This window comes from Mycolicibacterium rutilum (genome assembly GCF_900108565.1).
Lineage (GTDB): Bacteria > Actinomycetota > Actinomycetes > Mycobacteriales > Mycobacteriaceae > Mycobacterium > Mycobacterium rutilum.
This window is the reverse complement of record NZ_LT629971.1, coordinates 5,487,011-5,508,613: the sequence shown is the minus strand read 5'-3', so window position 1 is coordinate 5,508,613 and position 21,603 is coordinate 5,487,011. Positions and strand designations below refer to the sequence as shown.

At 69.5% G+C, this 21,603-nt stretch carries 20 protein-coding genes; 10 read left to right on the top strand and 10 right to left on the bottom strand.

Annotation, left to right across the window (positions count from 1 at the left end):
* Positions 1 to 47: 47 nt before the first annotated feature.
* Together BLW81_RS26840 and BLW81_RS26835 are read left to right on the top strand one after the other, a co-directional pair.
* Positions 48 to 1,424 (top strand): FAD-binding oxidoreductase, encoded by a 1,377-nt coding sequence (locus BLW81_RS26840; protein ID WP_083409835.1) that lies wholly within the window; start codon positions 48 to 50, stop codon positions 1,422 to 1,424.
* A 29-nt stretch (positions 1,425 to 1,453) separates the two neighbouring features.
* The gene (locus BLW81_RS26835) at positions 1,454 to 2,206 is read left to right on the top strand and encodes an alpha/beta hydrolase family protein (protein ID WP_083409834.1); all 753 of its coding nucleotides are present in this window, start codon (positions 1,454 to 1,456) and stop codon (positions 2,204 to 2,206) included.
* Positions 2,207 to 2,224: 18 nt separating this feature from the next.
* Here BLW81_RS26835 and BLW81_RS26830 read toward each other — a convergent pair whose 3' ends face one another.
* Positions 2,225 to 3,196 carry an NADPH:quinone oxidoreductase family protein gene (locus BLW81_RS26830; RefSeq protein WP_083410843.1) on the bottom strand — a complete coding sequence of 324 codons (972 nt, stop codon included), beginning with the start codon at positions 3,194 to 3,196 and terminating at the stop codon, positions 2,225 to 2,227.
* Between the two features lie 111 nt (positions 3,197 to 3,307).
* Between BLW81_RS26830 and BLW81_RS26825 the strand changes: the two genes are divergently transcribed.
* Positions 3,308 to 4,276 carry an alpha/beta fold hydrolase gene (locus BLW81_RS26825; protein WP_083409833.1) on the top strand — a complete coding sequence of 323 codons (969 nt, stop codon included), beginning with the start codon at positions 3,308 to 3,310 and terminating at the stop codon, positions 4,274 to 4,276.
* Here BLW81_RS26825 and BLW81_RS26820 read toward each other — a convergent pair.
* The gene (locus tag BLW81_RS26820) at positions 4,273 to 5,637 is read right to left on the bottom strand and encodes a flavin monoamine oxidase family protein (protein ID WP_083409832.1); all 1,365 of its coding nucleotides are present in this window, start codon (positions 5,635 to 5,637) and stop codon (positions 4,273 to 4,275) included. The genes BLW81_RS26825 and BLW81_RS26820 overlap by 4 nt on opposite strands.
* A 19-nt stretch (positions 5,638 to 5,656) precedes the next feature.
* Between BLW81_RS26820 and BLW81_RS26815 the strand changes: the two genes are divergently transcribed.
* A complete protein-coding gene (locus tag BLW81_RS26815) occupies positions 5,657 to 6,646 on the top strand; it encodes a TIGR03617 family F420-dependent LLM class oxidoreductase (RefSeq protein ID WP_083409831.1) in 990 nt (329 codons plus the stop codon).
* A 40-nt stretch (positions 6,647 to 6,686) separates the two neighbouring features.
* Entirely contained in the window at positions 6,687 to 8,162 is a 1,476-nt protein-coding gene (locus tag BLW81_RS26810) for a flavin-containing monooxygenase (RefSeq protein ID WP_083409830.1), read from the top strand.
* On the opposite strand, the gene BLW81_RS26805 is transcribed toward BLW81_RS26810, so the two are convergent.
* Positions 8,159 to 8,923 carry a helix-turn-helix transcriptional regulator gene (locus BLW81_RS26805; protein WP_083409829.1) on the bottom strand — a complete coding sequence of 255 codons (765 nt, stop codon included), beginning with the start codon at positions 8,921 to 8,923 and terminating at the stop codon, positions 8,159 to 8,161. The two genes, BLW81_RS26810 and BLW81_RS26805, sit on opposite strands and share 4 nt — an antisense overlap.
* Before the next feature lie 78 nt (positions 8,924 to 9,001).
* Between BLW81_RS26805 and BLW81_RS26800 the strand changes: the two genes are divergently transcribed.
* Positions 9,002 to 9,328: a DUF4345 domain-containing protein gene (locus BLW81_RS26800; protein ID WP_407662362.1), complete on the top strand. Its 327-nt coding sequence runs from the start codon at positions 9,002 to 9,004 to the stop codon at positions 9,326 to 9,328.
* On the opposite strand, the gene BLW81_RS26795 is transcribed toward BLW81_RS26800, so the two are convergent.
* The 3 genes from BLW81_RS26795 to BLW81_RS26785 are packed head-to-tail and all read right to left on the bottom strand — an operon-like array spanning position 9,299 to position 12,342.
* Complete coding sequence (locus tag BLW81_RS26795) at positions 9,299 to 10,093, bottom strand: hypothetical protein (RefSeq protein WP_083409827.1); 795 nt, start codon at positions 10,091 to 10,093, stop codon at positions 9,299 to 9,301. The genes BLW81_RS26800 and BLW81_RS26795 overlap by 30 nt on opposite strands.
* Positions 10,094 to 10,096: 3 nt before the next feature.
* Positions 10,097 to 11,209, bottom strand: a complete 1,113-nt coding sequence (locus BLW81_RS26790) for an Rv3169 family protein (protein WP_083409826.1) — start codon at positions 11,207 to 11,209, stop codon at positions 10,097 to 10,099.
* Complete coding sequence (locus BLW81_RS26785; RefSeq protein WP_083409825.1) at positions 11,209 to 12,342, bottom strand: phosphotransferase family protein; 1,134 nt, start codon at positions 12,340 to 12,342, stop codon at positions 11,209 to 11,211. The genes BLW81_RS26790 and BLW81_RS26785 overlap by 1 nt, the downstream gene beginning before the upstream one ends.
* A gap of 44 nt (positions 12,343 to 12,386) precedes the next feature.
* Between BLW81_RS26785 and BLW81_RS26780 the strand changes: the two genes are divergently transcribed.
* Together BLW81_RS26780 and BLW81_RS26775 are read left to right on the top strand one after the other, a co-directional pair.
* The gene (locus BLW81_RS26780; protein WP_083409824.1) at positions 12,387 to 12,989 is read left to right on the top strand and encodes a TetR/AcrR family transcriptional regulator; all 603 of its coding nucleotides are present in this window, start codon (positions 12,387 to 12,389) and stop codon (positions 12,987 to 12,989) included.
* Positions 12,990 to 12,994: 5 nt separating this feature from the next.
* Positions 12,995 to 13,675, top strand: a complete 681-nt coding sequence (locus BLW81_RS26775; protein WP_083409823.1) for a PIG-L deacetylase family protein — start codon at positions 12,995 to 12,997, stop codon at positions 13,673 to 13,675.
* A gap of 8 nt (positions 13,676 to 13,683) precedes the next feature.
* On the opposite strand, the gene BLW81_RS26770 is transcribed toward BLW81_RS26775, so the two are convergent.
* Positions 13,684 to 14,460: an enoyl-CoA hydratase gene (locus BLW81_RS26770; RefSeq protein ID WP_083409822.1), complete on the bottom strand. Its 777-nt coding sequence runs from the start codon at positions 14,458 to 14,460 to the stop codon at positions 13,684 to 13,686.
* A gap of 75 nt (positions 14,461 to 14,535) precedes the next feature.
* Here BLW81_RS26770 and BLW81_RS26765 point away from each other — a divergent pair, with 75 nt between their 5' ends.
* Entirely contained in the window at positions 14,536 to 15,987 is a 1,452-nt protein-coding gene (locus BLW81_RS26765) for an FAD-dependent monooxygenase (protein WP_083410842.1), read from the top strand.
* Positions 15,984 to 16,568, top strand: coding sequence for a TetR/AcrR family transcriptional regulator (locus BLW81_RS26760; protein ID WP_083409821.1), 585 nt, complete (start codon positions 15,984 to 15,986; stop codon positions 16,566 to 16,568). Before BLW81_RS26765 ends, BLW81_RS26760 begins: the two co-directional genes overlap by 4 nt.
* A gap of 4 nt (positions 16,569 to 16,572) precedes the next feature.
* Here BLW81_RS26760 and nuoN read toward each other — a convergent pair whose 3' ends face one another.
* Genes nuoN through nuoL form a run of 3 tightly spaced genes read right to left on the bottom strand, consistent with a single transcriptional unit; the run spans position 16,573 to position 21,589 of the window.
* Complete coding sequence (nuoN, locus tag BLW81_RS26755; RefSeq protein ID WP_083409820.1) at positions 16,573 to 18,150, bottom strand: NADH-quinone oxidoreductase subunit NuoN; 1,578 nt, start codon at positions 18,148 to 18,150, stop codon at positions 16,573 to 16,575.
* Positions 18,147 to 19,715, bottom strand: coding sequence for an NADH-quinone oxidoreductase subunit M (locus BLW81_RS26750; protein ID WP_083409819.1), 1,569 nt, complete (start codon positions 19,713 to 19,715; stop codon positions 18,147 to 18,149). Before BLW81_RS26750 ends, nuoN begins: the two co-directional genes overlap by 4 nt.
* Complete coding sequence (nuoL, locus tag BLW81_RS26745; RefSeq protein ID WP_083409818.1) at positions 19,709 to 21,589, bottom strand: NADH-quinone oxidoreductase subunit L; 1,881 nt, start codon at positions 21,587 to 21,589, stop codon at positions 19,709 to 19,711. The genes BLW81_RS26750 and nuoL overlap by 7 nt, the downstream gene beginning before the upstream one ends.
* Positions 21,590 to 21,603: the final 14 nt, after the last annotated feature.

The following is a 21,603-nucleotide window of genomic DNA, read 5'->3' as shown; positions in this document are numbered from 1 at the left end:
CATTGGATCTGATCTCGACTGCCACGGTTTCGAGAAAGGGTTCGCAGATGACGCTGTCCAGCGACCGGACGCGCACCGACATGCTGCGCGGGTTGCGCTTTCGGGTCAGCTGCCCGGTCGCGCTGCCCGGTGAGCCCGGATACGAACGCTGCACACCCTGGAACGGGGTGCCGGTGAACCCGGCGGCGGTCGTGCTGGCGGCGACCCCGCAGGACGTTGTTCACACCGTCAAATTCGCTGGGGCGCATGGGATGACAGTCGCGGTGCAGTGCACCGGCCACGGCGCCACCGGAGTGGATGGCGACACGATCCTGGTGCTGACCGCCGGGTTGGCCACCCTCGACGTGGACACCGTGGGCCGCACCGCGTGCATCGGCGCCGGGCTGAGCTGGCAGCAGGTGCTCGACGCGACGACACCTTACGGACTGGCTCCGCCGTGCGGTTCGGCACCCGGGGTCGGCGTGGTGGGCCTGCTCACCGGCGGCGGCGTCGGCCCGCTCGCGCGCAGCATCGGACTGTCGTCGAACTATGTGCGCCGTTTCGAGGTGGTGACGGGCACCGGCGCCCTTCTGCACGTGACACCGCAGGACAGCCCCGACCTGTTCTGGGGTCTGCGCGGCGGCAAGTCCACTGTCGGCATCGTGACCGCCGTGGAGATCGAACTGCTGCCGATCCGCGAGTTCTACGGCGGTGCACTGTATTACGACGTCGCTGCCGTGCTGCACGGCTGGCGCACCTGGTGCGCTGATCTGCCGGAGAGCATCACCACCTCGATTGCGTTGCAACAACTCCCGCCGCTACCCGGCGTGCCGGAGCCGCTGGCCGGCCGGTTCAGTGTCTCCGTGCGGCTGGCTGCCATCGGCGACCACGGCGAGGCGCAGCGACTGCTGGAGCCGATGCGGCGGGTCGCCGACCCCGTCCTCGACGCGGTGTCGGTGTTGCCGTACGCCGCGATCGGGGCCGTGCACGCCGATCCGGTGGAACCCTTACCGGTGCACGAGGATCACGCGGTGCTCCGCGAACTGACCGCCGAGGCCGTCGACGCCCTGCTGGCGGCGGCGGGCCCGCAGTCGGCTTCGCTGCAGGCGATCGTCGAGTTACGCCACCTCGGCGGCGCGTTCGCCCGCCCGCCGGTGCACCGCGACGCGTTCTGCCACCGCGACGCCGCGTTCAGCCTGATCACCATCGGTGTGCTGGCGCCCGAGATCGCCGCCGCGGTGCCCGGGAACGCCGCGCAGGTGGTGAACGCGCTGAACCCGTGGTCGACCGGCGGCGCGTTCCCGAACTTCGCCCCCGCCACCGGCGCGGAGCGCCTGGTCAGCAGCTACGACCAGGAGACGCTGTTCAGGCTGGCCGCGCTGGCCGACCGCCATGACCCCACCGGAGTGCTGGCCACCGGCCAGGTCGCCCGGATCCGCTACTAGCACGCGGCCGCCGATGACAGGATGGCGGCGTGAGTGAGCGCGTCATGTTCGAGAGCACCAGCGGTCCGGACCTCTGCGGGCTCATCGACCATCCCGTCGGCGAAGTCCGGGGGTGGGGCGTGTTCGCACACGGGTTCACGCTCGGCAAGGACAGCCCGGCCGCCAGCCGGATCTGCAAACAACTGGCAGCCGAAGGCATCGGCATGCTGCGCTTCGACAACCTCGGCCTCGGCGACTCCGAAGGCGACTGGAGCGACGGGTCATTCTCCCACAAGGTCGCCGACACCGTGCGCGCCGTCGAGTTCATGGGCCGGCAGGGCTGCGAGGTGCACCTGCTGGTCGGCCATTCGTTCGGCGGGTCGGCCGTGCTCGCCGCGGCGCACGACTGCCCGACGGTCGCCGCGGTCGCCAGCATCGGCGCCCCCTACCAGCCCGCGCACGTCGAAAACATCTACGACGCGCTGGTCGATCGGATCGAAAAAGACGGCGAGGCACCGTTTTCGATCGGCGGCAAAGCACTCACGCTCAAACGCCACTTCCTCGACGACGTCCGCAACGCCGATCTGCGCGAGCGCATCCACTCGCTGCGTCGCGCGCTGCTCGTCATGCATTCGCCGACCGACAACACCGTCGGAATCGCCAACGCCAGCGACATCTTCCAGTGCGCACGCCACCCGCGCAGCTTCGTCTCGCTCGAGGGCGCCGACCATCTGCTGACCGGCAAGAACCAGGCCGCCCGCGCGGCCCGCATCATCAGCGCCTGGGCCGACCCCTACCTCTGAGCGCGCCGCAAAAAAGCCCTACCGCACCGCGACGACGACCTTGCCCTTCGCCGACCGGTCCTCCAGCGCCGCGATCGCGTCCGCGGCGCGCTCGAATGGAAACACCTGCGGCTGCGGCGCGGCCACCTTCCCCGATGCCAGCAGCGGCTCGAGCTCGGCCCACTGCTCGGCCAGATAATTCGGGTGGGTGAACGTCCAAGCGCCCCAACCCACACCGACCGCGTCGACGTTGTTGAGCAGCAACCGATTCACCTTCACGGACGGGATCTCGCCGCCGGTGAAGCCGACGACGAGCAGCCGCCCACCCGGCGCCAGCGAGCGCAGCGAGTCGGTGAACCGGTCACCGCCCACCGGGTCGACGACGATGTCCACCCCGCGGCCGCCGGTCAGTTCCTTGACCGCGTCCTTGAACCCGTCGGCGAGCACGACATCGGTCGCACCGGCGGCACGGGCGACCTCGCCCTTCTCCTCGGTGCTCACCACCGCGATCACCCGCGACGCGCCCCACGCCGGCGCCAGCCGCAGCGTCGACGTGCCGATGCCGCCGGCCGCGCCGTGCACCAGCACCGTCTCGCCCTCGGCCAACCGCCCGCGGGTGAGCAGCGCGTGATGCATGGTCAGGTCGTTGAACAGCAGGCCCGCACCGGCTTCGAACGAGACGTTGTCGGGCAGCTTGAACACCCGCTCCGCGGGCAGCGCAACGACTTCGGCCATCGCGCCGCACAGCATCGTCAGCCCCGCGACCCGGTCACCGGCCGTCACGTGCGCGCCGTCGGGAGCGCTGCGCACCACGCCGGCGACCTCACCGCCGGGGCTGTACGGCAGGTCGGGCTTGTACTGGTAGAGGCCGCGCGACTGCAGCACGTCGGGAAACGCGACCCCGGCCGCGTGGACGTCGATGAGGACCTGACCGTCGGCGGCGGGCTCGTCGACCTCGACGAGCGTGGCGGCCTGCGGTCCGTCCAGGCTGGCTATCTGAATCGCGCGCATGGCGCCCATTAAACCCTCGGCGCACCTTTCGGCCGGGTAGTGCCACCGGCTTGCGGATGTGTAGATAAGCTCAGTTATGCGGCAACGTTGCCGAGCTGAAATGGAGCGCTCATGAGTCGTGGTCCCCGCAGTCGGTCAAGGGCGCGCGCCTTCGCCCCCGCCGACGCACTGCCGCAGAGCCGTGAGGTGGCGGTCCGCTCCGCCGACGGCACCCGCCTGCACGCCGAGGTCTTCGGCCCCGACGACGGCTATCCCGTGCTGCTCGTGCACGGCATCACCTGCGCGATCCGGGTCTGGGCGCACCAGATCGCCGACCTGTCGCAGCACTACCGCGTCATCGCCTACGACCACCGCGGCCACGGCCGCAGCGAGGTCCCGCGGTCGCGGCGCGCCTACAGCCTCGACCACCTGGCCGCCGACCTCGACTCCGTGCTCGAGGCGACCCTCGCCCCCGGTGAGCGGGCCGTCATCGCCGGCCACTCGATGGGCGGCATCGCGATCACCTCGTGGTCGGAGCGCTACCCCGAGCGGGTCCGCGACCGGGCCGACGGTGTCGCGTTGATCAACACCACCACCGGCGATCTGCTGCGCCACGTGCAGCTGCTGCCGGTGCCCCCGCAGTTGGCGCACGTGCGGGTCCGCACCGCGGGCACACTGCTGAAGACGTTCGGCGCCGTGCCGGTGCCGCGCGCCGCGCACCGCACCAACCAGCGGTTCCTGTCGATGCTGGCGGTCGGCCGCGACGCCGACCCGGCAATCGCGGGCTTCGTGCACGACCTGTTCGCCGCCACCGCACCTGCCGGGCGCGGCGGGTGGGCCGGCGCGCTCGTCGACCATCTCGGGCCGCAGCACATCGGGCTGCACAATCTCGTGGTGCCGACGCTGGTGATCGGCAGCGAGAAGGACCGGCTGCTGCCGATGGTGTCGGCGCGCCGGATCGCCCGCGAGGTGCCCAACCTGGCGCAGTTCGTCGAACTCGCCGGCGGGCACTGCGCGATCCTCGAGCGCCCCGACGAGGTCAACACCCAGCTGCGGCTGCTGATCGACTCGGTGACTGCCGAACGCCGCATCAGTTCCTAGGGGTCCGCGAGCGCGCGGTGCACCTCCTCGGCCGCGCGCCGGCCCGAGCGGATCGCGCCGTCGAGGAAGCCTGTCCAGGTGTCGGCGGTTTCCGTTCCCGCCCAATGGATCCCGTCGACCGGCTTGCGCAGCCACGGGCCGTACGTCGTCCACGATCCGGGCGGCACCGCGGCCGTCGGGCCGCCGGGTGCGAATTGCTCTGCGCCCCAACAGTGGTCGAGGTGGTCGATCGGGGTGAGCGCCTCGTCGCCGAACAGCGCCGCAAAGCCGGTCAGCGCGCGTTTCTTGCGCTGCTCCGGCGGCAGCGGGTCGAAGGTGCGGGCGTCGGTGAAGCCGAGCAGCACCCCGGGCCCGTCGTCGCCGGGGCTGACGTCGAACGTGATGAACACCGGACCCTCGTCGGAAAGCGCCTCGCCGGAAAGGCCTTTCGTGCGCCAGAACGGTGTCTCGTAGGCGGCGTAGGCCTTGCTCAGCTTGCCCTGCGGCCAGTGCTGGGCGAGTTTGCCGTACTCGGGTGGCAGTTCGGGCAGAAACGCGATGGCCTTGCGGTGCTCGGGCGGGATGGCGACGACGACGGCTTTCGCCGTGACCGCGCCCTCATCTGATGTGACGGTCAGGCTGCCGTCGCTGTGGCGTTCGACGCGGCGCACGACGGCGCCGAGCACGACGCGCGAACCCAGGTCCTCGGCCATCCGCACCGCGATCTGCTGGGTGCCGCCGGGGAAGCGGCTCTGCTGGGCGCCGCCCTCGACGTCGAGCATGCGGTCGAGCCCGCCGGCGGCCTTGACGTAGCGCACCGCGTGCAGCATCGACACCGCGTCGGGTTCGGCGCCCCACGTCACCCGCGACATGATCGCCATCAGGTCCCGGGTGCCCGCGCTCGCGTGTACCGACTTCAACCAGCCGTCGAGCGTCTGACCGTCCAGCGTGTACGCGTTGGAACTGGCCCACGGCTCGTTGACGCGCACCCGTCGACAGACCCGCTCGAAGCGCCACTGGATCCGCGACACGTCGAGCAGTTCGATGATCGACAGCCGCGGGACCGTGCTGCGGTAGGACCGGACCCGGCCCCGCCAGCGGATCAGGTTCTTGCCGCGGCTGTACGTGGGCACCGTCTCGCAGCCCAGTTCGGCGGCCAGTTCGGTCACGGCGTCCTGGGTGGGGCCGATGAACGTGCCGCCGAGGTCGACGGGCACCCCCGCGATCGTCGCCGTCGAGGACCGGCCGCCGACGCGGTCGCGGCCCTCGAGCACGACGACGTCGTGGCCGAGCCGGGTCAGCTCCCGCGCCGCCGCCAAGCCGGCGAATCCGGCGCCGACCACCACCACGTCGGTGCTCGAGGGCAGGGAACCGGAGGCCACCTGATTAGGCTCTCACGTCGTGAAGGTCATGACAGCGTTGTTCGGGCCGACGGATGCGGTCAACCGCGCGCAGCAGCTGCGCGAGGCGGGGGCCGCGGGGGTGTTCACCTTCGAGGGCCCGCACGACGTGTTCGCGCCGCTGACGCTGGCCGCGACCGTCGGCGGCCTGGACCTGATGACCAACGTCGCGATCGCGTTTCCCCGCAACCCGATCCAGCTCGCGCACCAGGCCTACGACCATCAGCTGCTCGCGCAGGGCCGCTTCACGCTGGGCCTCGGCACGCAGGTGCGCGCGCAGGTCGAGAAACGCTACGGCGCCGCGTTCGAGCGGCCGGTCGCGCGGATGAAGGAGATGGTCGGTGCGCTGCGGGCGGTGTTCGCCGCTTGGGAGACCGGCGAGCGGCTGGATTTCCGGGGCGAGTACTTCCGGCACACGCTGATGACGCCGACGTTCAACCCCGGACCCCATCCGTACGGGCCGCCGCCGATCTATCTCGGCGCGCTGGGCCCGCGGCTGACCCGCGCCACCGCCGAGGTCGCCGACGGCCTGCTGGTGATGCCGTTCGGCTCGAAGCGGTTCCTGCATGAGGCCACGATGCCCGCGGTGCGCGACGGGCTGGCCGCCGCCGGCCGCAGGCTCGACGACTTCGCGGTCGTCCCGGAGATCATCGTGTCGGTCGGCGCCGACGACGACGGTCACGCGGCCGCGCGGCGGCTGTTGGCGTTCTACGGCTCCACCCCGGCGTACCGGCCGGTGCTCGACGTGCACGGGTGGGGCGATCTGCAACCCGAGCTGAACGCGATGTCCAAGCAGGGCCGCTGGCAGGAGATGGCCGGGCTCATCGACGACGAGGTGTTGCACACCATCGCCGCCTGCGGCAGCCCCGCCGACATCGCCGCCCACATCCGCGACCGGGTCGGCGGCGTGTCCGACCGGATCTGCCTCTATCAGCCCGGACCGATCGCCGTCGACGCGTTGGCGCAGATCGTCGACGCGCTCGCGGCCTGACTCCTATGGTGGTACTCATCGGGACCAAGGGAGGTTGCGGATGAGTGAACAGGCGTCCGATGTGCTGATCATCGGCGCGGGCATCTCGGGAATCGGGGCCGCGTACCGCATGCAGGAGAAGAACCCGCAGGTGAGTTACACGGTGCTCGAGCGGCGCTCCCGCATCGGCGGCACCTGGGATCTGCACCAGTATCCGGGGATCCGCTCCGACAGCGACATCTTCACGCTGAGTTACCCGTTCGAACCGTGGACCCGCCCGGAGAACGTCGCCGACGGCGCCGACATCCGCGACTACCTCACCGAGACCGCCCGCAAGCACGGCATCGACCGGCACATCCGGTTCAACACCCGCGTGCTGTCGGCGGACTGGGATTCGACGACCGACACCTGGACCGTGCACGCCGAGGAGGACGGCGCCCCGACGACCTACCGGGCGCGCTACCTGTTCTTCGGCACCGGCTACTACAACTACGACGAGCCGTACCGTCCGGACTTCCCGGGTCTCGACTCGTTCGCCGGTGAGGTGGTGCATCCGCAGCACTGGCCCGAGTCGCTGGACTACACCGGCAAGCGACTGCTGGTCATCGGCAGCGGCGCCACCGCGGTGAGCATGATCCCGTCGCTGGCCGAGAAGGCCGGGCACGTGACGATGCTGCAGCGCTCCCCGGGCTACATGCTCTCGACGTGGCGGGTGCATCCGGTCGTGCAGGCGCTGCGCAAGGTGCTGCCGGGTCGCGCCGGGTACTGGGCCGCGCGCGTCTACAACACCATCTTCACGGTGTTCATCTACGCGTTCGCCAAGGCCGCCCCCAAGGTCAGCCGCGGCTACATCCGGGGATACGCCAAACGCAATCTGCCAGAGGGCTATCCGGTCGACGTGCACTTCAACCCCCGGTACGACCCGTGGGATCAACGGCTGTGCGCGATGCTCGACAACGACTTCTACGACACCATCAACTCCGGCAGGCTCGACGTGGTGACCGATCAGATCGACCACGTCGACGCGACCGGTGTGGTGTTGCGGTCGGGTGAGCGCATCGACGCCGACGTGTTGATCACCGCGACCGGGATCCAGCTGCAGGCGCTCGGCGGCGTCGCGATCCACATCGACGGCGAGGAGGTCAAGCCGCAGGACCGGTTCGTCTACAAGGAGCACATGCTCGAAGACGTGCCGAACCTGGCCTGGTGCGTCGGCTACATCAACGCATCGTGGACGCTGCGCGCCGATCTGACCGCGCGGGCCTTCGCAAAGCTGGTGTCCTACATGGGTTCGCACGGCTACACGCATGCCTATCCGCACCTGGGGGACAAGCCGATGGCCGAGAAGCCCGCGTGGAACATCAATGCCGGCTACGTGCAGCGGGCCGCGCATGTGTTGCCGAAATCCGGCACGCACCGGCCGTGGAATGTGCGGCACAACTACGTGCTCGACGCGATCGACCACCGGATCGACCGGATCGAGGAGTCGATGGTGTTCGGCCGGGCGCCGGTGGCGGTCGATCCCGTCGCCAGTTAGCCGGGAATCCGCACGGCGACACCGGCGGCGAACAACTGCGACGCCGACAGGCCGAACGTCGACCTGAAGCGATCCGACAGATGCGACGGGCTGGCGAAGCCGGCGTGCATCGCCGCGTCGGTGAGGGTCTTTCCGTCGGCGATGACGGTGCCCGCGGCCAACAGTCGCGCCCACAACCGATAGCGGCGCAGGCTGGTGCCCACCTCGGCGCGGAACAGGTGAAGGAACCGGGATTCGGACAGCCCGACGGCGGCGGCCAGTTCGCGTGACGGCGCAGCGTCCGCGGGATGGTCACGAATCCTGTTGACGGTCACGGCGATCCGCGGGTCGATGCGACGGTCTGCCGCCGGTGCGGCGATGTCGAGCCAGTGTGACGCGGCCTCGTCGTCGTCGGGGGTGAACTGCAGGCGGTCCTCGTCGACGTGCCCGCTGCCGATGCCGGCGTGCCAGGCGCCGACCTTGGCGCGGCAGCTCTCGGCGCGACTCGATGCCGGCTCCAGGTAGCAGGAGACCAGGCCGTCCCCGTGGCAGGCCAGGTGATGGGTGAGCCGCGGTGGGATCAGCACGCTGGGGGCGCGGACGGGTTCGGCGCCGGCGACGGTGACGGTCAGCGGGCCGCCGATGCCGACCGCCAGGCACCACACCGATCCGGAGTGCGGCGCCAGGTTCAGGCTCGGGCCCGCGTACAGCGCCAGGCCCGGCCACAACCACACCGACGGACAGCAGGTTTGTGGAAGCGCGTGCGCCGCGTCAGCGGTCATGCTGGCCTCCTACCCGATCGACAGGAGGCTACCGTGGCGGACATCGTCGTGGCGATCGTCGCCGTGTTCTTCGCCGGGATGGGCATCTACGCGCTGGCGGCACCGGCGGCACTGGTGCGGCCGTTCGGCACCACGCTCGGCGGTGCGACCGCGCGAGCCGAGGTGCGCGCGGTGTACGGCGGATTCGGGCTCGCGATCGCCGGCGTGCTGGGGTACGCCGTCGTCGCCGACGACGTCCGGACCGGCGTGCTGCTCACCGTCGGCGCGGCGCTGGCCGGGATGGCGCTGGGCCGGCTGATCTCGGCGGTCGTCGACGACCGGACGCCGTTCTACCCCAACTGGTTCTACGCTGTGGTCGAGGCCGTCGCGGCGGCGCTATTGGGCGCCGTGGCCTTCGCTGGATAGTCGGGCGAGCCACTCCTCGGCGGTGAACCGCAGATTGCCCGACTCGAATTCGCCGGTGGGGAACAGTCGTGCGGCGGCCCGGCAGAACACCCACCACAGATCGTCGTCGACATCCTTTCGATCCACGTACACATGTCCGGATCCGACGGTGAACATGAACAGTCCGGAGAGGTGCTCGTCGACGCGGGATGGCCGCTCGAGGAACCAACCGGTGTAGTCGGCGGACACGTTTTCAGTGGGATGGGCGGGACCGCCGTACAGCCGCCACGTGACCTCGGCGCCCTCGGCGTCGAACGCCTCCACCCACTCTGCGGGGGACGGGACCTGTGCTCGGGGCGCCGTCACCTGCAGCCACGACGTGCTGGTCCACGGTGGCACGACGGCGTGGTGATCGGGCAGCCGCTCGTGCTCGAACGCGGTCGCCACCAACCGGACCGGCGACGGCACGTCGAACGCCAAACCGAACCTGTCGGTGTCCTCGATCAGGTCGGCGCCGGCCATGCAGTGGTCGGGCGCATGATCGAAATGCTCTCCGAGGAAGGACCATTCGCGGATGCCGAGCGCGGTCAGCCGCGACTGCGCGTGGACGCGCACATCGCCCGGGTCGAAGCCACCGGTGCCCTCGTCGCGCAGCACCAACTCGACACGCTCGGGTGCGACGGCGGCGCCGGGCGGCGCGCTCATCTCGAGACAGTAGGTGTCCTGCAACCAAGCGAGCTCATCGAGTAGGCGGGCCAACGCGTCCGCCGACTCGACCCTGGTCACCGCTCAGTCCGCCAGGGTCAGCCAGTCTTTGAAGCCCGACGGATCGTGGCGACCGAGCGCGCCGTGCTCGAACAGGCCCCAGCCTTCGCTCGACTTACCGCCCTCCGTGCACACGGCGCGGCCGACGTGGTCGATCACCCCGAACATCGCGCGTCCGTTGACGGCCGGGTCGGTCATGTCGTAGGTGAGGCGCTCGGTGAACTTGTCGCCCTTCCACACACCGTGCAACCAGTCCGAGTCGCCGCCGTACCCGCCGCCGATGTGGATCGGCACCGGCAGCTTCGACTCGACTTCGAACACCACCGGCGCGCCGTCGGGCGTGGTGGCCTCGATGGTGGCGCCGAAGGGGATTCGGGTCCCGGACGTGTAGTGGATCTTCACCCGCGGCCAACCGAGTTGCTCGATGCGACCGTCGGGCCAGATGCGGGTGCAGTCGTTGAGGCTGCGGAAACCGGTCGGGTCCTCCTGGATGATCAGGCAGATACCGAAGTCGTCGAAGGCCATCGGCACGTACAGCCACCACATCCCATCGAACGGGGGATGGGCGGGCCGGCCCGCGGGTTCGGGCTCGCCGATCGGCCGGATGCCCCACGACCGGTCGCGGCTGCCGATCCACACCGACGGGTCGACGGTGATGTCCTCGCCGTCGATCGAGATCACCCCGCTCCAGGAGCCGACCTGCGCGAACCGCTGGGCGTCCAGGGTGATTCGGGTGCCGGTGCGCAGCACGTGCCGCTGCTCCTGGATCGCGTCGAACAGGCCCGTCCAGGTCAGGTCGACGGCGACGCCCTCGGTCTCTTCGAGGATGATCCGCAGCTTGTGCAGCGGTTCGGTGACCTCGACGCGGTAGCCGAGCACGTGCTGGTTGAGCCGGTCGGAGTCGATGCCGTCGGACAGGTGCACCGCGGTCTGGGTGTCGCCCCGCCGTAGGAGGACGAACGCGTCCTTCACGCCGAGGTTCGGGTAGTAGCCGAGGCCCGTGATCAGGAAGATGTCGCCGGTGCGGTCGTGGGCGTTGAAGTAGGACCGGTCGTAGAAGTTGCGGTCCGACGACCCCGGCCATGCGATCGGTTGCGGAAGTTGGTGGACCGGGAATTCGTCTGTGGGTCCGAGCATTACGCGTTGTCTCCCATCAGTCGTTTCAGCAGTGCGCCGTGGTAGAACAGCGATTCGACGTCCTCGGGTTTCTCGATCTCGCCGAACCGCACCCGCCGTGCGCTGGTGCGCATGAACACACATCCCCAGATCACACCGGAGTAGACGTAGAACCAGTGCAGGTCGCCGAGTTCGACGCCGGTCAGCGCGGAGTAGGTGGCCTTGACGTCGTCCTCACGCATGAAATCGGGCAGACCGGGCAGGCCCGCCAATCCGGCGAGCTCCTGGAAGACGTTGTGCGCGAAGATCATCCAGGCGGCATCCATCTCGCGCGGGCCCAGGGTGGCCATCTCCCAGTCGAGCACGGCGGCCGGCGCGTATCCGTCGTAGAGCACATTGCCGACGCGCGAGTCGCCCCACACCAGCACGGGGTCGGCGGCGGCGGCCTCGGCCGGCCAGTTCGCCTCGAGCCAGTCCAGCCCGCGTTCGAGCAGTTCGGAGCGCCCGATGTCGGGTACCGCGAACTCATACCAGTCCTTGAGCCAGTTCAGGTTGCGGCGCAGCGCATTCGGATCGGACCCGTCGTCGAGGAAGCCGAACGTCTGCTGCGGCTCGGGGATCGAGTGCAGCTTGGCGAGCACGCCGACGGTGTTGTCCTGCAGCTCGCGGCGTTGTTCAGCGGTGGAGTCGGCGAACCAGTTGCCGCCGAACGTGTACGGCATGACGTCGGGCGGGACCCGGCCGTCGACGTGATCCATCAGGAAGAACGGTGTGCCGAGCACGTCGCCGCTGTCCTCCAACCACCGCACCTGCGGCACCGGCACATCGGTCTTCTCCTGCACCAACCGGATGACGTCGAACTGGTGGTCCATCCGGTATTCGGAGAACACCGGCACGTCCTGGGCGGTCGGGGCGACCCGCGCCACCCATTTCTGTTCGCGCGGCCGGCCGTCGTCGGTCCACCGTCCGGTCAGGATGATGGTTTCCGAGGACATCCCGTTGGCGTCGACGCCGCTTTCGACGGTGATGTCCGGCGTCGCCCCACCGGGCAGCACGGTGGCCAGCCACCGCGACATGACATCGGGCAGCGTGGTCAGGTCGCGACTGGAATGTTCGAGGCGGCTGATGTCTTCGACAGCCGGTTCACTAGCCACAAGCACTTCCTTCGGCCGAGAATTACGATACGCTGGGTAGCGATATGAAATCAGACGGGTCTTCGGTTGACAAGACCCCGGGCGCCGGGCGGCCCCGGGATCCGCGTATTGACGCTGCCATATTGCGGGCCACCGCGGATCTGCTTGTGGAAATCGGTTATTCGAATCTGACGATGGCCGCGGTCGCCGAGCGTGCGGGCACCACCAAGACCGCGCTGTACCGGCGCTGGTCGAGCAAGGCCGAGTTGGTGCACGAGGCGGCGTTCCCGGCCGCGCCGTCGGCGATCGACACGCCGCCAGGCAGTTTCGCCGCCGACATCCGCGCGATGCTGGCCGCCACCCGCGACGTGTTCACCAGCCCGGTGGTGCGTGCGGCGCTGCCCGGCCTGATCGCGGACATGGTCGCCGACGCCGACCTCAACGTGCGGGTGATGAACCGGTTCACGGAGGTCTTTGTGGCCGTACGCAACCGGGTCGCCGAGGCGGTGCGGCGCGGCGAGGTGCGCGCCGACGTCGACCCGGACCGGTTGGTCGAGGTGATCGGTGGCGCGACGCTGCTGCGGATGCTGCTGCAGCCCGGCGCGCAACTCGGCGACGACTGGGTCGACCAGACCACTGCGATCGTCGTGCACGGTGTGGTGACATAGCGAGCGTGCTCGAGCCGTTTCCCGCCGACTGGCGCACCGCCCTGGTGCTGGTGCCGCACCCCGACGATCCGGAGTACGGCTGCGCGGCCGCGGTCGCGAAGTGGACGCGCGAGGGCCGGACCGTGCACTACGCGCTGGCCAGTCGGGGAGAGGCGGGTATCGCCGGCATGCCGCCCGAGCAGGCGGGGCCGCTGCGTGAACGCGAGCAGCTGCGGTCGGCGGCCGTCGTCGGCGTCGCCGACGTGCAGTTCTGGGACTTTCCCGACAGCGACATCCGCAACACCGCCGAACTGCGGGCGGCCATCACCACGGCGATCACCGCCCTGCGACCCGATGTGGTGATCAGCATCTACGGCGGGCCCGAGTGGGCGCCCGGCGCGCCGAACCAGCGCGACCACATGGAGTTCGCCGCCGCGGTCCTCGACGCCTACGACTCGCTGGCCGAACCGCCGCGATGGCTGTTCCAGAACGGCCCAGAGGTCACGCACGCCGAGGTGATCGACGACGGCTGTTTCGAGCGGGCCGTCGCGTCGCTGGCCGAGCACAAGGTGTACCTGTCGGTGCTCGACCCGGACACCCCCGTCGTCGACCAGGCCCGCAGGCAGGTCGATATGACGACGACACCGCGCCCGGAGTTCGACGGCCGCCGCACGGTCGAGTTCATCCTCAAACGCACGTCTCGGTAGCCGCGAATTCAGCCGTCGATCTGGCTCTTGTTGCGCTCGGTGACCGCCTGGAACCGATCGCCGAGTCCCTCGAAATCGCGGTGCTGAGCGAACGCGATCTCCGCCTCGGCTGCCAGCGCCGGATCGATCACCGCGGCGGCGCCGGTCGTGTAGATCTCCTTGAGCCCCCGCATGACCGGACCCGGCACCTCGGCGATCTGCGTGGCCAACTCGAACGCGCGGTCCAGCAGTCGGCCGTGCGCGACGACCTCGGTCACCAGCCCGATCCGCTCGGCACGGGCGGCGTCGACCACCTCGCCGGTCATCGACAACCGGCGCGCCATCCCGAGCCCGACCAGTTGGGGGAGTCGCGCGGTCATACCGCCACCGGGCAGGATGCCGACGCGGGCGTGGGTGTCGGCGAACACCGCCCGCTCGGAGGCGATGAGAAAGTCGCAACCCAGCGCCATCTCGAGACCACCGGTGAAGGTCGCGCCGTTGATCGCCGCGACGATCGGGGTGCGCATGTTGCCGGTCGCGGCGATGCAACTCTGCGAACGGAACTCCTCGAAGTAGCTCAACCCGTCGCGCTGCGCCTCCTTGAGATCCACCCCTGCGCAGAAGGCGGGATCGGTGCCGGTGAGGACGACGACGCGCACGGACTCATCGGCGTCAGCGTCGGTCAGCGCGGCGTAAGCGGCTTTGATCAGCGCGCGGCTCAACGCATTTCGGGCTTCGGGCCGGTTGAGCGTCAGCACCCGGACCGGGCCGTGGTCGGCGACGAGGACGAGCGGTTCTGCGGTCACCAGATGAATGTAGCGGGACGGCGTCGAGAAGCGTAGATTCCATTACGGAACCGTTTCGTATTAGAAAGGATGATGATGTCGCGCACCGCGGTCCTGGTGGTGGGTGCCGGCCCGACCGGTCTGGCAGCTGCCTGCGGGCTGCTCGCACACGGCGTCGCGGTCCGCGTCATCGACTGCGCCGACGGGCCGGCGACGACCTCGCGGGCCAACTTCCTGCACGCGCGCGGCTCCGAGGTGCTCGACCGGCTCGGTGCGCTCGGCGACCTGCCGGACCGCTCGGTCCGGGCGATGAGCATCACGACCTACCTCGGCGACCGGCCCGTCATGCACATCAAGTTCGGTGATCCCGGACTGCACACCGCCGCGCCGCCGATGGTCATCTCGCAGGCCGAGGTCGAGGCCGCCCTGCGCACACGATTGGCCGAACTCGGCGGCGAGATCACCTGGGGCACCGAACTGACCGGGCTCACCCAGACGCCGACCGGTGTCACCGCCCACGCGGCGTCTGGCGCGGACCTCGACGCCGACTGGTTGATCGGCTGCGACGGCGCCGGAAGCGCAGTCCGCCGGATCGCCGGCATCGGCTTTCCCGGCGTCAAGCTCAGCGAACGGTTCCTGCTCGCCGATGTCGCGCTCGACTGGGATCTGGACCGGTCCGGCACCACCGGATGGATCCATCCGGCGGGCATGCTCGGCGCGATGCCGATGCCCGGCGGGATGTGGCGCATCATCGCCTACGACCCCGACGGTCCGTCCGGAAAGCCCGACGACGCCGAGCTTTTCGTCCGCCTGGAACGTATCCTGCCGGACCGCACCGGGCGCGCCGTCCGGATCACCGGCGCCGGATGGCTGTCGACGTTTCGCGTGCATCGCCGTCTCGCCGACACCTACCGGCGAGGACGGGTGTTCATCGCGGGCGACGCCGCCCACACCCACGCACCGTTCGGTGGACAGGGGATGCTCACCGGGCTGGGCGACGCCGAGAACCTCGCGTGGAAACTGGCGACCGTGATCGGCGGCCGCGCACAACCCGCACTGCTCGACACCTACGAGACCGAACGTCGGCCCCTGGCCACCGAAGTCCTGCGCAGCACCAGCGCGGTGACGAAACTCAATGTCGCACAGCACGGTTTCGGCCGCTTCGTCCGCGACCGGCTTCTCGTCCCCGTGATGAACCGTCCCTGGGTGCAGCGCCGGGTCACCTATCAGACATCGCAACTGTGGGTGAGTTACCGGCGCGGTCCGCTGGCCGAAAGATCCCTGCCCTATCCGCGGCCCCGCCCCGGCGACCGCGTCGCCGAGGTTTCCGGCGCCGAACTGAAGGGCGGGTGGGGACTGCTGTCCGGCGATCAGACACTGCACGATGTCGCGCAGAGCCGACTCGGCCCCGGCGTCGCGCTGCTCGGCGACCGGCGCGGCGATGCCCTGCTGGTGCGTCCCGATGGCCACCTGGCCTGGCGCGGAACCGATCCCGGCAGCCTCGACGACTGGCTGCGCCGCGCGTTGACCGTGGGTACGGTGCGATGACGCGGGGCCGCCCCCGTGACCCGGCGACCGATGCGGCGATCCTCACCGCGGCGCTCGACCTGTTCATCGAACACGGCATCGCCGGCATGAGCATGGAACAGGTCGCCAAGCGGGCCGGCGTCGGGAAACCGACCGTCTACCGGCGGTGGTCGACCAAGGAGCGGCTGGTCGCCGACGCCGTCGAATCGCATGTGAGCGCGGACATCCGCTGGCCCACAAGTGACGAGCCGGACGACATCCGCGACCACATCAGGCGCAACATCGCCGCCGCCGCCACCACGGCGACCGACCCGAAGTTCCGCGGACTCGTCGCCCAGATCTACGGGTCTGCCGTCTCGCATCCGGCCCTGATGCAGACGTACTGGAATCATCACATCGCGCCGCGACGCGCGGCGGTGCTCGCCATGCTGCGCCGAGCGCAAGACGACGGCGTGGTCGCCGCGGACGCCGACCTCGAGGTCCTGGTCGACATGCTCGCCGGTGCTGTCACATACCGTGTGCTGCAACCGGATCCGCCGACGCCGCGGCAGATGCGGCGCTACCTGGAGAGCGCCTACCGCCAGGTCGGGCTGCTGACGTGAGTGGCTACCGCAGGAACTGGTCGGCGTGGTTCGCCAGATCCAGCAGCGGCTGCGGAAGCGCGCCCAGCGCGAACGTCACCGCCGCGGTCACGGTCACCACCCCGGTGCTCAGCAGGCTCGGCGCCACCACCGTCGGCGCATCCTCGGGCGGATCGGTGAAGAACATCAACACGATCACCCGCACGTAGAAGTACGCGGCGATCGCGCTCGCGACGACACCGACGACGACCAGCGGGATCGCCCCGCCCTCACCGGCGGCCTTGAACACCGCGAACTTGCTGACGAACCCACTGGTCAGCGGAATGCCGGCGAAGGCCAGCAGAAACAGCGAAAAGACAATGCCGACAATCGGATACCGCCGCCCGAGCCCGGCCCACCGCGCCATCGCGGTGTCCTCCTCGCCCGCGGCGTCGCGGACCAGGCTGACGACCGCGAACGCGCCGACGGTGCTGAATCCGTAGGCGAACAGATAGAACAGCGTCGACGACAGCCCCGCCTCGTTCGCGGCGATCACGCCGGTCAGGATGAACCCGGTGTGCGCCACCGCGGAATACGCGAGCATCCGCTTGACGTCGACCTGTGTGACGGCGGTGACGGTGCCCACCACCATCGTGAGGATCGCGATCGCCCACAGGATCGGCCGCCAGTCGTCACGCAGCTCGGGTAGCGCGACGTAGAACACCCGCAGCATCGCGCCGAACGCGGCGATTTTCGTCGCCGCCGCCATGAACGCGGTGATCGGCGTCGGCGCGCCCTGGTACACGTCGGGGATCCACGCGTGGAACGGCACCGCGCCGATCTTGAACAGCACCCCGACCAGCAGCAGACCGGTGCCGATCAGCGCCAGTGACGTGTTGCCCGAACCGGATTGGACGACCTCGGCGATGCCGTCAAGGTTCAGCGTGCCCGCGAAGCCGTACAGCATCCCCATGCCGTACAGGAAGAACGCCGACGAGAACGCACCCAGCAGGAAGTACTTGAGCGCCGCCTCCTGCGACAGCAGGCGTCGCCGGCGCGCCAGTCCGCACAGCAGGTACAGCGGCAGCGACAGGACCTCCAGCGCGATGAACATCGTCAGCAGGTCGTCGGAGGCGGGGAACAGCAGCATGCCGCCGATCGCGAACAGTGTCAGCGGGAACACCTCGGTCTGGATGACCGCGGCCTTGGTGGCCAGTTGCTCGGCCACGCTGCCGGGCACCGCGGACGCCTGCGCGGTGAACCCGTCGAGCCCGCGTCCGCCGTCGTCTCCGCCTGCGCGGGCAGGGATCTCGCGTTCGGCGATGAGCAGTACGCCGAGCACGCCAACGACCAAGATCGTGCCCTGCAGAAACAGCGCGGGCGTGTCGACGACGACGGCGCCCATCACCGCCGAGCGTCCGACGCTGCCGTGCAGGTCGCGGGCGAGCACGACGACGGCGGCCAGCGCGGCGGCCAGACCGCCGAACGCCAGCAGCAGCTGGGCCCGGTAGCGGCCCTGCCGCGGCAGGAACGCCTCGACGAGAACACCGGCGATGGCCACCCCGAAGATGATCAGGATCGGGGAGACCAGGCCGTATTCGACGGTGGGCGGGGTCAGGGTCACGGCGTCGGCCCTTCCGCGAGTCTGGGTGCGGGGTCAGGTTGGTCGATGGTGGTCAACGTGTGGTCGACCGCCGGGTTGATGACGTCGAGCGCGGGCTTGGGGTAGACGCCGAGCACCAGCAGCAGCGCGATGAGCGGTGCGACGACGACGAGTTCGCGCGGCAGCAGGTCGGGCACGCGGTCGTTGCCGTCGGTCACCGGCCCGGTCATCATCCGCTGGTACATCCACAGGATGTAGATCGCCGAGAGCACCAGCGCGGTGGCCGCGAACACCGCCAGCACCGGGTAACGGGTGAACGTGCCGATCAGGACCAGGAATTCGCTGATGAACGGGGCCAGGCCGGGCAGCGACAGCGTCGCCAGCCCGGCGACCAGGAAGGTGCCCGCCAGCACGGGCGCCACCTTCTGCACACCGCCGTAGGCGTTGATCAGGCGGGTTCCCCTGCGCGACACCAGGAACCCGGCAATCAGGAACAGAGCGGCGGTCGACAGGCCGTGGTTGACCATATAGAGCGTCGACCCGGACTGGCCCTGGCTGGTCATCACGAAGATGCCCAGGATGATGAAACCGAAGTGCGAGATCGACGTGTAGGCGATGAGCCGCATGACGTCCGTCTGGCCGATCGCGACGATCGCGCCGTAGACGATGCCGACCACCGCCAGCGTGACGACCAGCGGCTGGAAATACTGTGACGCGTCGGGGAACAACTGCAGGCAGTAGCGCAGCATGCCGAACGTGCCGACCTTGTCCATCACCGCCATCATCAGCACCGCGCTCGCCGGCGTCGCTTCCACCGCGGCGTCGGGCAGCCAGCGGTGGAACGGCCACAGCGGCGCCTTGACGGCGAACGCGAACATGAACCCGAGGAACAGCAGGTTCATCACGGCGGGGTTGACGACGAACTCACCGCTGGACACCGCGGCCACGATGAGGCGGAAGTCGAAGGTGCCGGAGTCGAACGCGTCGCTGCCCGCGGTCACCACGTACAGCCCGATCACCGCGGCCAGCATGATCAGACCGCCGAAGAGGTTGTACAGCAGGAACTTCACCGCCGCCTTGGAGCGGTTCGCGCCGCCGAAGCCGCCGATGAGGAAGTACATCGGGATCAGCATCGCTTCGAAGAACACGTAGAACAGCAGGATGTCCAGCGACACCAGCGACATGATGACCATGCCCTCGACCGCCAGCGTCAGCGCGAGGTAGGTCTGCACGGACCGGCCGCGCAGCCCGGTCAACGCGTCGGCGTCGTTCCAGCCCGCGATGATCAGCAGCGGCACGAGCACGGCGGTGAGCACGACGATCGCCAATGCGATGCCGTCGACGCCGAGGATGTAGCCGGTGCCGAACGACGGTATCCAGCGGTGCGATTCGACGAACTGGTACTGCTCACCGCCCGGGTCGAACCCGACGGCCAGCACCGCGGTGACCGCGAGCACGGCCACCGAGATGGCCAGCGCGAACCACTTGGCCAGCACCCGCTGGGCGGCGGGCAGCAGGATCACCAGCGCCGCGCCGACGGTCGGCGTGGCCCACAGCACGGTCAGCCAGGGGAAGGTGCTCACCACAGTTGCACCGCCAGGATCGCCGCGAGCACCAGAACCGCACCTCCGAGCATCGACAATGCGTACGAGCGGGCGAACCCGGTCTGCCACTGGCGCAGGCCATCCGACAACCGGGACACCAGGCCGGCCAGGCCGCTGGCCGCCCCGTCGACCGCTTCGTCGTCGATCTCGACGAGCCCGCGGGTGAGCAGTTGGCCGGGCCGCATCAGCGCCGCCTCGTTGAACGCGTCGCCGTAGAGGTCACGGCGCGCGGCCACGGTGAGCGCCGATCCGGCAGGCACATCGGCGGGCACCGGCTTGGTCGCGTACATGCGGTAGGCGATCAGGATGCCGACCGCGACGACGGCCAGGATCACCGTCGTCACCACCCATACCGGGGCGACGTGGTGCACCTCGTGCGTGCCGACGACGGGTTCGAGCCAGTGTTCGAGGGTGCCGCCGATCGCGAACGCCGCACCGGATCCGACCGAGCCGACGGCCAGCAGGATCATCGGCCAGGTCATCACGGCAGGCGCCTCATGTGGATGCGCATGTTCGGCCCACCGCTTTTCGCCGAAGAACGTCATCAGCATCACCCGCGTCATGTAGAACGCGGTGATGCCGGCGCCGAGGATCGTCGCCCCGCCGAGGATGATGCCCTTGACGCCGCCGGCGCCGAGCGCGGCCTCGATGATGCCGTCCTTGGAGAAGAAGCCCGCCAGCGGTGGCACCCCGATGATCGCCAGGTAGCCGAGCCCGAACGTGGCGAAGGTGATCGGCAGCGCTTTGCGCAGGCCGCCGTAGCGGCGCATGTCGACCTCGTCATTCATCGCGTGCATCACCGAACCGGCGCCCAGGAACAGCCCGGCCTTGAAGAAGCCGTGGGTCAGCAGGTGCATGATCGCGAACGCATAACCGACCGGGCCCAGCCCTGCGGCCAGCACCATGTAGCCGATCTGCGACATCGTCGACGCGGCAAGAGCTTTCTTGATGTCGTCCTTGGCGCAGCCGATCACCGCGCCGAACAGCAGCGTCACCGCGCCGACGATGACCACACCCAGTTGCGCGTTCGGGGCGAGGTCGAAGACCGGGCCGGACCGCACGATCAGGTAGACGCCCGCGGTGACCATGGTGGCGGCGTGGATCAGCGCCGACACCGGCGTCGGGCCCTCCATCGCGTCGCCCAGCCAGGACTGCAGCGGCACCTGCGCCGACTTGCCGCACGCCGCCAGCAGCAACAGCAGCCCGATCGCGGTGAGCACACCTTCGCCGGCGGCCGGCGCCGCGGCGAACACGCCCTCGTACGAGACGGATCCGATGTAGGCGAACATCACCATCAGCGCGATCGCCAGGCCCATGTCGCCGACCCGGTTGACGACGAACGCCTTCTTGGCCGCGGTGGCCGCCGACGGTTTATGGGCCCAGAACCCGATCAGCAGGTAGGACGCCAGGCCCACACCTTCCCAGCCGACGTAGAGGCCGAGGTAGTTGTCGGCGAGCACCAGCAGCAGCATCGCCGACAGGAACAGGTTCAGATACGCGAAAAACCGCCGCCTGCCGGGGTCCTCGGCCATGTAGCCGATCGAGTAGATGTGGATCAGCGAGCCGACACCGGTGATCAGCAGCACGAAACACATCGACAGCTGGTCGAGTTGCAGCCCGAAGTCGACCTGCAACCCGCCGACGGGTACCCAGGAGAACAGCGACTCGTGGACCGCGCGGTCTTCACCGCCGCGGCCGAGCATCCCGGCGAACAGCACGGCGGCGACGACGAACGACGCGATCGCGGCCAGGCAGCCCAGCAGATGCCCCCAGGCGTCGGTGCGTCGACCGCCGAGCAACAGGATCACCGCACCGGCAAGCGGCAGTGCGATGGTGAGCCAAACTGGAATCGTCATCGTGCCCTTCGGTT